This window comes from Kitasatospora sp. NPDC059973, assembly GCF_042737525.1.
Classification (GTDB): Bacteria; Actinomycetota; Actinomycetes; order Streptomycetales; family Streptomycetaceae; genus Kitasatospora.
In genome coordinates this window covers 1-13160 of record NZ_JBHWUI010000108.1, presented here as the reverse complement: position 1 = coordinate 13160, position 13160 = coordinate 1, and the positions used below count along the sequence as shown (strand labels likewise).

General features: G+C 74.3%; 9 protein-coding genes and 2 tRNA genes. 8 read left to right on the top strand and 3 right to left on the bottom strand.

Annotated elements, in window-relative coordinates; all coding sequences use genetic code 11:
- The 3 genes from ACFWA9_RS26220 to ACFWA9_RS26210 all read left to right on the top strand — a co-directional run bounded on the left by ACFWA9_RS26220 (position 1) and on the right by ACFWA9_RS26210 (position 3343).
- Positions 1-1089 (top strand): ABC transporter permease, encoded by a 1089-nt coding sequence (locus ACFWA9_RS26220; RefSeq protein WP_380390157.1) that lies wholly within the window; start codon positions 1-3, stop codon positions 1087-1089.
- The gene (locus ACFWA9_RS26215; protein WP_380390155.1) at positions 1086-3173 is read left to right on the top strand and encodes a dipeptide ABC transporter ATP-binding protein; all 2088 of its coding nucleotides are present in this window, start codon (positions 1086-1088) and stop codon (positions 3171-3173) included. The genes ACFWA9_RS26220 and ACFWA9_RS26215 overlap by 4 nt, the downstream gene beginning before the upstream one ends.
- Before the next feature lie 96 nt (positions 3174-3269).
- Positions 3270-3343: transfer RNA gene (locus ACFWA9_RS26210), tRNA-Lys, on the top strand.
- Between the two features lie 83 nt (positions 3344-3426).
- On the opposite strand, the gene ACFWA9_RS26205 is transcribed toward ACFWA9_RS26210, so the two are convergent.
- Entirely contained in the window at positions 3427-4302 is an 876-nt protein-coding gene (locus ACFWA9_RS26205; protein WP_380390153.1) for an alpha/beta fold hydrolase, read from the bottom strand.
- A 224-nt stretch (positions 4303-4526) separates the two neighbouring features.
- Here ACFWA9_RS26205 and ACFWA9_RS26200 point away from each other — a divergent pair.
- The 3 genes from ACFWA9_RS26200 (at position 4527) to ACFWA9_RS26190 (ending at position 8580) form a co-directional block, all read left to right on the top strand.
- Positions 4527-4600: transfer RNA gene (locus ACFWA9_RS26200), tRNA-Lys, on the top strand.
- A 278-nt stretch (positions 4601-4878) separates the two neighbouring features.
- A complete protein-coding gene (locus tag ACFWA9_RS26195; protein ID WP_352295639.1) occupies positions 4879-7296 on the top strand; it encodes a transglycosylase domain-containing protein in 2418 nt (805 codons plus the stop codon).
- 189 nt (positions 7297-7485) lie between these two features.
- Positions 7486-8580: a DMT family transporter gene (locus ACFWA9_RS26190; protein WP_380390151.1), complete on the top strand. Its 1095-nt coding sequence runs from the start codon at positions 7486-7488 to the stop codon at positions 8578-8580.
- On the opposite strand, the gene lepB is transcribed toward ACFWA9_RS26190, so the two are convergent.
- Both lepB and ACFWA9_RS26180 read right to left on the bottom strand, forming a co-directional pair.
- Positions 8543-9151, bottom strand: a complete 609-nt coding sequence (gene lepB, locus ACFWA9_RS26185; protein ID WP_380390149.1) for a signal peptidase I — start codon at positions 9149-9151, stop codon at positions 8543-8545. The genes ACFWA9_RS26190 and lepB overlap by 38 nt on opposite strands.
- Positions 9152-9587: 436 nt before the next feature.
- Positions 9588-9923 carry a chorismate mutase gene (locus ACFWA9_RS26180; RefSeq protein ID WP_380390147.1) on the bottom strand — a complete coding sequence of 112 codons (336 nt, stop codon included), beginning with the start codon at positions 9921-9923 and terminating at the stop codon, positions 9588-9590.
- 326 nt (positions 9924-10249) lie between these two features.
- On the opposite strand from ACFWA9_RS26180, the gene ACFWA9_RS26175 reads away from it, so the two are divergent.
- Together ACFWA9_RS26175 and ACFWA9_RS26170 are read left to right on the top strand one after the other, a co-directional pair.
- The gene (locus ACFWA9_RS26175) at positions 10250-10675 is read left to right on the top strand and encodes an OsmC family peroxiredoxin (protein ID WP_352295645.1); all 426 of its coding nucleotides are present in this window, start codon (positions 10250-10252) and stop codon (positions 10673-10675) included.
- Positions 10676-11078: 403 nt separating this feature from the next.
- Complete coding sequence (locus ACFWA9_RS26170) at positions 11079-13130, top strand: putative bifunctional diguanylate cyclase/phosphodiesterase (protein ID WP_380390145.1); 2052 nt, start codon at positions 11079-11081, stop codon at positions 13128-13130.
- Positions 13131-13160 lie beyond the last annotated feature (30 nt).

The following is a 13160-nucleotide window of genomic DNA, read 5'->3' as shown; positions in this document are numbered from 1 at the left end:
ATGACCGCCGTCACCACGGAACCCGCCGAGCCCGCCGAGCCCGCCCGGCCCACCGGTTCCGCCGTACCCGCTCCGCCCGCCGCACCCGCCGCAGCGGCCGCACCCGTGCTGCCGCTCGTCGCGGGCGCCCCGGGCGCGCTCGACCTACCCGCCGTCGCGGCCGCACCGGGCGTCGCCGCCCCGCCCGTCGGCGCCCCCGCGGCGCCCGGCCGCGGCCGGCTCGTCCTGGCCCGGCTGCTCGCCGCCCGCTGGGCGGTGGCCGGCACCGTCGTCGTCCTGCTGCTGTTCGCGCTCGCCTTCGGCGGCCAGTACCTCACCCCCTGGGACTACGCCACCCCCGACTACACCGCCCTGCGCCAACCCCCCTCCGGCAGCCACTGGTTCGGCACCAACGGGGTCGGCCAGGACGTCTTCGCGCAGACCGTCCGCGGACTGCAGAAGTCCCTGGTGATCGGCCTGCTGGTGGCGCTCTTCTCGACCGTGCTGGCCTCCCTGGTCGGCGCCTGCGCCGGGTACTTCGGCGGCTGGACCGACCGGGTGCTGATGTTCCTGGTCGACCTGATGCTGGTCTTCCCCAGCTTCCTGATCATCACCATCATCTCGCCCCGGCTGAAGGGCACCGGCTGGCTCGCCTTCGTGCTGCTGCTCGCCCTCTTCAACTGGATGATCACCGCCCGGGTGGTCCGCTCGATGACCATCTCGCTGCGCGAGCGCGAATTCGTCCGCGCCGCACAGTTCATGGGGGTGCGGCCGTTGCGCGTCATCACCCGGCACGTCCTGCCGAACGTCGCCTCCTTCCTCATCATCGACGCCACCATCGCGGTCGGCGGCGCCGTGATGAGCGAGACCGCGCTCTCCTACTTCGGCTTCGGCGTGAAGGCCCCCGACGTCTCGCTCGGCACCCTGCTCGCCGCCGGGACCAGCGACGCCCCGGTGTTCCCCTGGCTGTTCTACTTCGCCGCCGGGCTGCTGGTGCTCTTCGTCCTGGCCGTCAACCTGATCGGGGACGGGCTGCGCGACGCCCTCGACCCGACCACCGAGGTCGCCCGTACCCCTCGTAGGACTCGTAGGAAGCGCGGAAGAACGTGACCACCACCGTCGAGACCCCGCTGCTGGCCGTCCGCGACCTGCGGGTCGACTTCACCGGACCGCGCGGCGCCACCGTCCCCGCCGTCCGCGGCGTCGACCTCAGCCTGCGCCGCGGCGAGACCCTGGGCATCGTCGGCGAGTCCGGCTCCGGCAAGTCGGTGACCGCCCTGGCCGTGCTCGGACTGCTGCCGAGCACCGCCCGGGTCCGGGGCTCGGTGGCCCTGGAAGGCAGGGAGCTGGTCGGCCTGCCCGGCCGTGAGCTCGCCGCCATCCGCGGCAGCCGGGTCGCCATGGTCTTCCAGGACCCGCTCTCCGCCTTCACTCCCGTCTACCGGATCGGCGACCAGATCGTCGAGGCGCTCCGGATCCACCAGCGCCTCGACAAGCAGGCCGCCCGCGAACGGGCCGCCGAACTGCTCGACCTGGTCGGCATCCCGGCCCCGGACCGCGCGCTGGACAGCTTCCCGCACGAGTTCTCCGGCGGGATGCGCCAGCGCGCGATGATCGCCATGGCCATCGCCAACGACCCCGACATCCTGCTCGCCGACGAGCCCACCACCGCCCTGGACGTCACCATCCAGGCCCAGGTGCTCGACGTCCTGCGCACCGCCCAGCGCGAGACCGGCGCCGCGCTCGTCCTGGTCAGCCACGACCTCGGGGTGATCGCCGGGATGGCCGACCGGGTCGCCGTGATGTACGCGGGCCGGGTGGTCGAGACGGCCGGCGTGGACGAACTCTTCACCGCGCCCCGCCACCCCTACACGCTGGGCCTGATCGGCGCGGTGCCGAGGCTGGACGGCCGGGGCGGACCGCTGGTGCCGATCCCCGGCGCCCCCGCGCCGATGGCCGAACTGCCGCCCGGCTGCCCGTTCGCCGCGCGCTGCCCGCTGGTCGAGGAGCGGTGCCGGACGGCGGAACCGGGCCTGGGCGGACCGGCGGCGTCCGGCGGGAGTGCCGAGGAGGCGCACCTGGCCGCCTGCGTGCGGGCCGGGGAACTGGCCGAACGCCGGCCCGCGCCCGCCGAGGTCTACCCCGTACCGCCGGTGCCACCGGCCGCGGCCGCCGTGCCCGGGCCGCGCGGGGAGCGCCCGGCGGTGCTCTCCGTCAGCGGCCTCACCAAGACGTTCCCGCTGCTCAAGGGCACCGTCTTCAAGCGCCGGATCGGCGAGGTCTACGCCGTGGACGGGGTGGAGCTGGACATCCGGCAGGGCGAGACGCTCGGCCTGGTCGGCGAGTCCGGCTCCGGGAAGTCCACCACCCTGTTCGAGCTGCTGCGGCTCGCGAGGCCGGAGTCGGGCCGGATCGAGCTGCTCGGGCAGGACACCGCCGGGCTCTCCCGCTCGGCCGCCCACCGGATGCGGTCCCACCTGCAGATCGTCTTCCAGGACCCGATGGCCAGCCTCGACCCCCGGATGCCGATCGGTGACATCGTCGCCGAACCGCTGCGGGCCCAGGGCACCGACCGTGCGGAGATCGGCCGCCGGGTGCCCGGACTGCTGCGGCAGGTCGGCCTGGACCCGGCGCACGCCGTCCGCTACCCGCACCAGTTCTCCGGCGGCCAGCGCCAGCGGATCTCGATCGCCCGGGCCCTGGCCGTCCGGCCGAAGCTGCTGGTGCTGGACGAACCGGTCTCCGCGCTGGACGTCTCCATCCAGGCCGGGGTGCTCAACCTGCTCCAGTCGCTCAAGGCCGAACTGGGCCTGTCCTACCTCTTCGTCTCGCACGACCTGTCGGTGATCCGGCACCTCGCGGACCGGGTGAGCGTGATGTACCTCGGGCGGACCGTCGAACAGGGCGAGGTCTCCGCCGTCTTCGAGCGGCCCCGGCACCCGTACACCCGGGCGCTGCTCTCCGCCGTGCCACTGCCGGACCCGGCCGCCGAGCGGGCCCGCAGCCGCATCCTGCTGGCCGGCGACCCGCCCTCGCCGACCGCGCGGCGCACCGGCTGCCCGTTCCGCACCCGCTGCCCCGTCTACGCCGGGCTCGAAGCCGGGGCGCGCACCCGCTGCGAGACCGAGGCCCCGCCGCTGACCGGCCCCGCACCGGACCTGGACCACCAGGCGGCCTGCCACTACCCGGAGTAGTGGCAGCCCGGCGGCGCCGACCGTCACGGGGCGTGACCGGATCGTCTCGATTCGGCAGATCGGCCGGACTCCGTGTAATGTCTTGCGGGTCAGCAGGCGCCGCTAGCTCAGTTGGTTAGAGCAGCTGACTCTTAATCAGCGGGTCCGGGGTTCGAGTCCCTGGCGGCGCACATGGCAAGGTCTCAGGCCGTCCACTCCGGTGGGCGGCCTGAGGCGTTTCCGGGGCCTGCGCCGGGAGGCTCCGGAGCGGGGCTCAGCGGGTGTCCAGGATCGCCGAGGCCACCGCGTCCGGGCGGTCGAACATCAGCAGGTGCCCGGCCGGGGCCGTGCTGCGGAAGTCGCCCCCGAGCAGCGCGGCGAGACCGCGCTGCGCGGCCAGCCAGTCCCGGGTACGGCTGCCGCGGCACCCGTCGTCGGCGGCGAGCACGGTGACCGGCAGTCCGGGCGGCAGCGGTGCGGTGCCCCGCAGTTCGTCCAGTTCGGCGGCCATGTCGAGGTAGCGCGCGTTCTCCCGGAGCAGGGCGCGCAGGGCGCGCCCGGTCCGGTAGCAGTGCCGGACCAGCGGCGCCGGGGCGAGGTCCTCGTGGCGGACGGTGGTCGCCCGGGCGACCAGCCCGCGCACGGTGGGCCCGAGCAGGTACGGCGCCGCGACGGCCGTGGCCGCGCCCGCGACCGCGCGGGCCGCCAGGTCGCGCAGCCCCGGGGCCGGCAGCGGCCGCGGGTCCGGCTCGACGCTGCCGTCCAGCAGGACCAGCCCGGCCGTCCGGCCCGGGTGGAGCCGCGCGAAGGCCTCGACGTGGAACCCCGCCAGCGAGTGACCCGCCACCGTGCACGACTCGCGCAGTCCGAGCGCGTCCAGCACGCCCCGGATGCGGGCCGCCTCCCCCGCCGCCGTCGGGGCGGGCCGGGTGGCGGGCTCGGAGGCGCTCAGCCCGTACCCGGGCCGGTCGAAGCGGACCACCGTCCGGTAGGGGGTGAGGAAGGGCACCACGAGGTCCCAGTCGAACCAGCTGCTGCCCAGCCCCCCGGTGAGCAGGCAGACCGGTCCGCCGCCCTCGGCGCGCACGTGCAGGGGCGTCCCGTCGATCCGCAGGAACATCGCGGAGCCGTGCGCCCCCGGTCCGGTCATCGCGGTTCCACCCCCTCGCCCCTCGGCCGGAGCAGCATGGCGGCGACGGCGAGCCGTGTCCCCCGGCGGCCGGGGTAGGAGCTGGGCACGTTCCCACCCTAACCGGGCACGAACTCCGCCCCAACCGGGCGGAAACGGGCGCCGTGCCGGGGGGGGGACGGGCCCTTCGCCCCCGGTGGTTCGGGGCACCCGGCCGGACCGTGTATTGTTCTCCAGGTCAGCAGGCGCCGCTAGCTCAGTTGGTTAGAGCAGCTGACTCTTAATCAGCGGGTCCGGGGTTCGAGTCCCTGGCGGCGCACAGACACTTGGGGAGCCTCTCGCAGTCGCGAGAGGCTCCCTGATTTTTTGCCCTTCGGCGTCCGTTTTGCGTGTGATGTCGGTCTCGCTTGCCGCTTCGGCGGAGCCAACCGGCCCGCTCGGCACGTCCTGGGCTGTACACCGGAAACGGGGCAAAGGTCCCCAACCGTCGACATTCCCGTTTTGTGCTGGCCGCACGGTTCGCCCGCAGGAAAGGCTGCCGCTTTGTCCCCAAACACCCGGAGCGGCCGACGCACGCCGTCCCTCGGGCTCCGCCCGGTGGAGCGCCTGAAGCGCTCCCCGGAGGGTCCGGCCGGCGGCCGCAGGCCGCGCCGCCCGAAGCGCACCGGCTGGCGCCGGCTGATCCCGACCTGGCGGATGAGCCTGCTCGGCCTCGCGGCCGCGCTGCTGCTCGGCGTCGGCCTGTTCGCCCTGGGCATCGCCCTGGTGAAGGTGCCGGACGCGCACGCCGCCGCGACCGCCCAGAGCAACACCTGGCTCTACCAGGACGGCTCGGTGGTCGCCCGGACCGGCCAGACCAACCGGCAGAACGTCGGCCTGGACAAGGTCTCCCCCGCCGCCCAGCACGCCGCGCTGGCCGCCGAGGACCGCAACTTCTACCACGAGGGCGCCGTCAACGTGTCCGGTCTGGTCCGCGCCGCCGTCAACACGGCCAAGGGCGAGGGCACCCAGGGCGGCTCGACGATCACCCAGCAGTACGTGAAGAACACCTACCTGAACCAGAAGCAGTCCGTCACCCGGAAGGTGAAGGAACTCTTCATAGCGATCAAGGTGGACGCCACCGAGACCAAGGACGCCGTCCTGTCCGGCTACCTCAACACCTCGTACTACGGGCGCGGCGCCTACGGGATCCAGGCCGCCGCCCAGCAGTACTTCGGTGTCGACGCCGCCGCGCTCGACCCGGCGCAGGGCGCCTACCTGGCCGCCCTGCTGAACGCCCCGAGCGCCTACGACGTGGCCACCGCCACCCCGGCCGGCAAGCAGAACGCGGTCAACCGCTGGAACTACGTCCTGGACGGCATGGTGAAGGAGGGCTGGCTGTCCGCCGAGGAGCGGGCCGCCACCGCCTTCCCCGACGTCAAGGGCCCGCAGGCCCAGCTCGGCCTCTCCGGTCAGGCCGGCTACCTGGTCAACGCGGCGACCGAGTACCTCACCGCCAACAACGTCATCACCGAGTCCGAGCTGGCCAAGGGCGGCTACACCATCAAGCTGAGCGTCGACCCGGCGCGCCAGCAGGCCCTCCAGGACTCGGTCCAGGCGCAGCTGCACGACACCCTCGACCCGGACAAGCGGAAGAAGGACGCGAACGCCCAGGCCGGCGCCGTCTCCGTCGACCCGAGGACCGGTGCCGTGGTCGCCCTCTACGGCGGCGTCGACTACACCAAGCACTACGTGGACAACGCCACCCGCCGGGACTACCAGGCCGGGTCCACCTTCAAGGCGATCGCCCTGGCGGCGGCCCTGGAGAACGGCGCCAAGACCCAGTCCGGCCAGACCGTCACCCCGCGCACCGTCTACGACGGCACCAGCGGGCGCAAGGTCCGCGGCGGCAAGGGCACCCCGTACGCGCCGCCGAACGAGGGCGACAAGAGCTACGGCCAGGTCACCCTGCAGCAGGCCACCGACTGGTCGGTGAACTCGGTGTTCGCCCAGCTCGCCCAGGACACCGGCCTGCAGAAGGTCCGCGACACCGCCGTCGCGCTCGGCCTGCCCGGCAACACCCCCGGGCTCGACCCGGTGCCGTCCATCCCGCTCGGCGCCGCCACCCCGAGCGTGCTCGACATGGCCGGCGTGTACGCCACGCTGGACAACGGCGGCAAGCAGATCACCCCCTGGCTGGTGCAGTCGGTGGACCGCGAGGGCGAGGCGCTCGCGCTGCCGGCCCACAAGACCACCCAGGCGGTCGGCGAGGAGACCGCCCGCCAGGTGACCTCGATGCTGGAGGGCGTCGTCGGCGACCCGGGCGGCACCGGCTGGCGGGCGAAGTCGCTGGGCCGCCCGGTGGCCGGCAAGACCGGGACGACGGACGACCAGAAGTCGGTCTGGTTCGTCGGGTACACCCCCGAGCTGGTGACCTCGGTGGCGCTGTTCGGCCAGGACCCGGGCAGCGGCGCCCAGGTCAGCCTCAGCGGTACCGGCGGGATCGACGGCGCGGCGGGCGGCCAGTACCCCGCGCAGATCTGGACGAGCTACATGAAGGCCGCGCTCAAGGGGCAGCCGGTCACCGACTTCGCCGAGCCCTCGGGCAAGGACTGGTCGGGCGGCAGCGGCACGGCCGGCACCGCCGACAGCTCGCCGTCGCCGTCCGGGTCGGCCTCGCCGCCGGCCACGCCCGGGAGCGGCGCGACCGGCGGGACGACCGGCGGCGCGGGCAACGGCTCCGGGCCGACCGGCACGCCGGGCGGCCCGGGCGGCTCCGCCGGTACGGACCAGGACGGCTCGCGGTCCGGTGGCGCGACCACCGCACCGACCCAGCAGCCGACCCAGCAGCCGACCTCCCAGCCGACCGGCCGGCCCACCCGGTCGCCGCAGCCGACCACCGGGCCCACCACGGCCCCGACCACCGGGCCGACCACCGCGCCCCAGCCTTCGGGCGGCACCGGGACGGGCACGGGGTCCGGTTCGGGCACGGGCGCGGGGTCGCCGGCGGGGGCCGGCGCGGGCACCGGGCAGTAGGCCGGCCACGGGCGGCGTCGTCCGACGGGCCCGGAGCGGAGCCACCCGGCTCCGCTCCGGGCCCGTTCCGCGTTCCCGCGGTCGGGACGGCCACCGTGGCGGACCCCGCCACTGCGCACAGTTCAGTGCAGGACCAAATGACGAAATGGCGCCTTACCGAATCGGCGGTATGACTGTCACAATGCCTCGGTGCACAGCTCAAAGCCCCTGACCGGCCACGCTCCGGGCAGAACTCTCGGCCTCTCCCTCGCCCTGGTCTCCGCGTTCGCCTTCGGCGGCTCCGGCACCGCCGCCAAGCCGCTGATCGAGGCGGGACTCTCACCGCTGCACGTGGTCTGGCTCCGGGTGACCGGCGCCGCCGTGGTCCTGCTCCCGCTGGCCTACCGCCACCGGGCCGCCGTGCTCCGCCGGCCCGGCCTGCTGATCGGCTTCGGGCTGCTCGCCGTCGCCGGCGTCCAGGCCTGCTACTTCGCGGCGATCTCCCGGATCCCGGTCGGCGTCGCCCTGTTGATCGAGTACCTCGGACCGCCGCTGCTCATCGGCTACGTGAAGTTCGTCCAGCGCAAGCCGATCAGCCGGGGCGCCGCCGTCGGCGCCGGGGTGGCCGTGGCCGGTCTGGCCTGCGTGGTGGAGGTCTGGAACGGCCTGGGCTTCGACGCGCTGGGCGTGCTCTTCGCCCTCGGGGCGGCCTGCTGCCAGGTCGGCTACTTCGTGCTGGCCGACGCCGGCAGCCGGGGCGACCGCCCGGTCGACCCGATCGCCGTCAGCGCCTTCGGGCTGCTGATCGGCGCGGTCGTGCTCACCGTCCTCACCCGCCCCTGGGAGGCCGACTGGGGGCTGCTCGGCGGGCAGGTCGTGATGAACGGGCACTCGCTGCCCGCACTGCTCCCGGCCGCCTGGATGGTCCTGGTCGCGACCGTGCTCGCCTACCTGACCGGGGTGGTCTCCGTCCGGCACCTGTCGCCGCCGGTCGCCGGGGTGGTGGCCAACCTGGAGGCGGTCGTCGCCACCGTGCTGGCCTGGATCCTGCTCGGCGAGCACCTGGGCCTGCCCCAGACGGCCGGCGGCCTGCTGGTGCTGGCGGGCGCGTTCGCGGCCCAGGCGAGCAAGCCGTCCCCCGCCGCGGCACCGACGGAGGTCGCGGCACCGGCGGACGACCCGACGGGTGCGGGGGCGACGGCGCTCGGCGAGCGCCTGGCGCGGGCCGCCGGGGCCCCGGACGACGGGGAGCGGGGAACCGCCGCGGTCAGCGGCCGACCCAGCCGAACCAGTCGAGGTGACTGAGCGGCCACACGACGGCCGACACCGGCCCGACCACGTTGTCCACCGGTACGGCGCCACCGCCCGGTCCCCGCTGGTGGTAGCGCGAGTCGGCGGAGTCGCTCCGGTGGTCGCCCTCCACCCAGACGTACCCCTGGGGCACGGTCACCGGACCGAAGTCCAGCCCCGCGCAGGAGTCGTCGCCGGGGTGGAGGTAGGGCTCGTCCACCTTCGCCCCGTCGACCGTCAGCGTGCTGCCGGAGCACTGCACGGTCTGGCCGCCGGTCGCGATGACCCGCTTGACCAGGTAGTTGTCGTCCTTCGGCGGCACCAGGCCGACGAAGCCCAGCACCGAGCCCACGGCCCGGGTGACCGGGTTCCCGTCGGTCGGCTGGGGCGGCAGCCAGTCGCCCGGGTCCTTGAACACCACCGGCTGGCCGGGCTCCGGCTCCCAGCCGGTGAGCGGAGCGAGCTTGTTCACGCCGACCCGGTCGCCGATCCGCAGGGTGTTCTCCATGGACCCGGACGGGATCATGAACACCTGGAACAGGCAGGTCTTGATCAGCAGCGCGACCAGCAGCCCGACCGCGGCCATCACCGGGATCTCGATCCACCAGGGCCGCGGACGGCGCCCGGACCGGCGGGCCTTCGAGCTCCTGAGCCCCTTGCCGCCCCTCGACGCCTTGCGCGACCGCGCCCGGCGGGCTTCCGCCCGGCCACCGGGAGCACCGTCGGCGCCGCGTCCGGGGCCGGCGGCCGGGGCCTGAGCGCTCCCGGCATCGCCGTGCGTTTCGGGCAGGTTCACCGCCATCGTCGCTGCTCCACCTCTCCGGCTGGGGGAACCTGCACGCTACGCCACCGGGGAAGCCACGCGAAATCGCGCTTTTACCCGTGCCAGACATCGCGGACCCGTCCCGCCGGGGGCCGGCCGGCCCCCGGGACGCGGCCCGGCGCGGGGGACCGGAACGTGGGGAGGAGCGGAGGGACACGAGGGAACGCGAGGAAGCGCGGGCCGGCGCGGGCCGGTGCGGTCAGGCGCGGGCGATGGCCTCGTGGTGGCGGATGACCTCGGCGATGATGAAGGTGAGGAACTTCTCCGCGAACACCGGGTCCAGGTGGGCGCCGGCCGCCAGCTCCCGCAGGCGGCGGATCTGGTCGCGCTCCCGCGCCGGATCGGCCGGGGGCAGCTTGTGCTCGGCCTTGAGCCGGCCGACCCGCTGGGTCGCCTTGAACCGCTCCGCCAGCATGTGGACCACCGCGGCGTCGATGTTGTCGATGCTCTCGCGCAGGCTGGTCAGCTCGGCCCGGACGGCGTCGTCGATCCCGTCGGACGGTGCGGTCTCGGGGGTCGTGGGGTGATCCGTCATCGGGGCGGCTCCGCGGCTCTCTGGGGGTGGGCACCCGACCGTCCGTCGGCCGGGGCTCGGGCCCGGGCAAATCTAACAGGGCACTCGCCGCGCATCCGCACCGTTTGGCTCAGCCGTCCACGATCCGGACGGCGGCCGGACCGGTGGCCGGACCGCGGATCGGCCGCCCGGCCAGGGCCGTTGCCGGCCGGCGGGCGGACCGGCCGCCCGCGGGTGCGGCGCCCTGGAGCGTTACCCGTGATCGCCCCCCGGCCTGCCCGTAGGCTGGTGCGCGGCATGACCGGAAGTGACGGGACGGCAGTCCCCCAGTAATGGAGGTACCGATCGTGGCAACCACTCGCACCGCGCACACCGAATGGGACGGCAGCCTGCTCGACGGCAAGGGTCTGGTGACCTTCGACTCGTCCGGCATCGGCGAGTTCCCGGTTTCCTGGCCGGCGCGCGCCGAGACGCCGAACGGCAAGACCAGCCCGGAGGAGCTCATCGCGGGCGCGCACTCCGCGTGCTTCTCGATGGCCCTTTCGCACGGCCTCACCGGCGCGGGCAACCCGCCCACCAAGCTGCAGACCAAGGCGGACGTCACCTTCCAGCCCGGCACCGGCATCACCGGCATCCACCTGACCGTCGTCGGCGAGGTGCCCGGCCTCGACGAGGCGGGCTTCGTGAAGGCCGCCGAGGACGCCAAGGCGAACTGCCCGGTGAGCCAGGCCCTGACCGGGACGACCATCACCCTGACGGCCACGCTGGCCTGACGCACCGCCGCCCGCCGCTCCCCGGCGGCGCGCTCCCAGCGCTCGACAAGCGCCCGGGGCGCACTTGTGGAGCACACGCCCCTGGCGCACATCATGTGATGTGTACCGGGGGCGTCTGCATGTACCACCTCAGATGCCGTGAAAGCAGGCAAATCACCCTGGCGGCGGTCACCGCGTGTTGCCGCCGCGTCCTATGATCGGCCGCAGCGCACTGTTCTTCACGCGGATCCCCCACGCGAACGCTCCACAGCGAGCGTTGCGCACCGGACCGTGAGGACCTCGACAGGGCGCGGGAGCCGGCCACCGCAGTTCCAGGTGACCGGCCTGACCAGCATCAAGCGTCAGCAGCGGACGGGAGCATGCCGTGCCGGGCCAGAACGAGGGGGCCGACGCACACCCAAGCGTGCGGCACGAACAACCGCACCAGCACCGCCACCTCAGCTTTCCGAGCCTCCGCCCGGCCCAGGGCACCGACGGGGCACCCGGTGCCCCGTCGGACGGCGCGCCCGACGCGGGGTCAGGACGGCGGCCGGGCGCCGACGATGCGCCGGGCGCCGCCCGCTGCCCCACCTGCTCGGCCCCGCTCGCCGACGGAACGCACCGGCCCGCCGACCCGGCCGGTCCCGCCCCCGCTCCCGCGCCCGGGAGCACCGACCGCCTGCTGGCCGCGCTGAGCGCCAGCGAGTCCCGGTTCCGGGCCGCCTTCTGCGACGCCGGGATCGGCATGGCCCTGCTCGACCCCGACGACCGGATCATCGAGGTCAACCCGGCCTTCGCCACCCTGGTCGGCTGCGGGGTCGTCGACCTGGTCCGCACCCACATCCACGACATCATCGACCCGGAGGGCATGCCCGACCGGCTCTTCCCCGAGCTGGTCCGCGGTGACCGCGAACGCGTCCGGGTGGAGAAGCAGCTCAAGCACCGCGAGGGCCGCACGGTGTGGAGCAAGGTGACCATCTCCCTGATCCGGGACGGCGCCGGCAGCCCGCAGTACACGCTCGCCATGGTCGAGGACATCACCGAACAGCGCCGGCTCGGCGACCGCCTGGAGTACCAGGCGCTGCACGACCCGCTGACCCGGCTCCCCAACCGGACCTTCTTCTTCGACCGGCTCGACGCGGCCTGCCTCACGGCCGGGATCACCGCGCCGGAGACCGCGGAGACGGCGGCGGACCGGCCGGACGGCCATCGGGTCGGGGTCTGCTACCTGGACCTCGACGGCTTCGCCGCGATCAACGAGACCCTCGGCCACCACATCGGCGACCAGTTGCTGATCGCGGTCGCCGCCCGGCTCCGGCACGGCGTCTCCGACCACAGCTCCCACCTGGTCGCCCGGATGGGCGGCGACGAATTCGCCGTCCTGGTGGCCGACAGCCGGGGCAGCGAGCAGCTCACCGAACTGGCCACCCGGCTCCTCGAAGCGCTGGAACGCCCCTTCGACGTGGCCGGGCACCGGCTGGCGGTCACCGCCAGCGTGGGCGTCGTCGAGCGGTCGGTGCACGAGACCACGCCCGCCGACCTGGTCAAGGACGCCGACTCCACGCTGTACTGGTCGAAGGCCGACGGCCGGGCCCGCTGGACCCTCTACGACCCGGACCGGGGCGCCCACCAGCTGACCCGTCAGCTGCTCGCCACCGCGCTCCGTCCGGCCCTGGAGCGCGGCGAGTTCACCGTCGAGTACCAGCCGCTCGTCGGCCTCGCCGACGGCGCCGTGCACGGTGCCGAGGCCCTGGTCCGCTGGCGCCACCCGCGCTACGGGACGCTCTCGCCCGACCGCTTCATCCCGCTCGCCGAGGAGTCCGGCGCGATCGTGCCGCTGGGCACCTGGGTGCTGGAGGAGTCCTGCCGCCAAGCCCGGCGCTGGCTCACGGAGTTCCCGGACAACGAGACCTTCGTGAGCGTCAACCTGGCCGCCCGTCAGATCTGGGACTCCGACGTGGTCGCCGACGTGGCCCGGGCCCTGGAGAGCTCCGGCCTGCCGGCCCGGCTCCTGCAACTGGAGATCACCGAGAGCGCGTTGCTCGGCCCCGGCGGGCGGCCGCTGCAGTCCCTGCAGGCCCTCGCCGACATGGGCGTCCGGATCGCCATCGACGACTTCGGCACCGGCTACTCCAACCTCGCCTACCTCTCCCGGCTGCCGGTGCACGTCCTGAAACTGGACGGCACCTTCATCGAGGGCTTCCGCGACCCGGACCCGGCCGGCCGCACCGGCCTCCCCGGGGCCGGCTCCCGCCGGAGCGACGCCGACGAGCAGATCGTCGGCGCCATGGTGCAGTTGGCCCACACGCTCGGGCTGACCGTGACCGCCGAGGGGATCGAGAGCGCGGCGCAGGCCGAACGGCTGCGGCTCACCGGCTGCGACACCGCGCAGGGCTGGTACTTCGCCAAGCCCGGTGAGGCGGAGCACGTCGCCGCGATACTCCGCGAGCGCCGCCCTCGGCCGGCCACGCCGTGACGACGGCCCGGCCGCGCCCCGGTCGGGGGC